The sequence below is a fragment of the Pseudoalteromonas sp. GW168-MNA-CIBAN-0100 genome, assembly GCF_040309225.1.
Taxonomy (GTDB): domain Bacteria; phylum Pseudomonadota; class Gammaproteobacteria; order Enterobacterales; family Alteromonadaceae; genus Pseudoalteromonas; species Pseudoalteromonas arctica.
Genome location: NZ_JBEOOL010000723.1, coordinates 1 through 260 on the forward strand (window position 1 = coordinate 1; position 260 = coordinate 260).

General features: G+C 42.3%; 1 protein-coding gene. It reads right to left on the reverse strand.

Annotation, left to right across the window (positions count from 1 at the left end; genetic code table 11):
• On the reverse strand, window positions 1-260 hold a 260-nt coding region (gene smpB, locus AAEY62_RS23175; RefSeq protein WP_350636788.1), incomplete at both ends, for an SsrA-binding protein.

Sequence of the window (260 nt, forward strand, 5' to 3'; positions counted from 1 at the left end):
ATACATAGCAGTAGCAATTAATGAATAGCCATCGCGTTCAGTTGCGCCTACTAAGCGATCTAGCTCGCGTCTGCTTAATAGTAACTTACGATAACGTAAAGGATCACAAATTACATGGGTAGATGCACTGTTAAGAGGCTGGATTTGGGCGCCTAATAAAAATGCTTCACCGTTTTTAAGATGGATATAAGTTTCAGTGATGTTAACTTTGCCAGCTCGGATGCTTTTTACTTCCCAGCCTTGGAGCTCTACACCCGCTT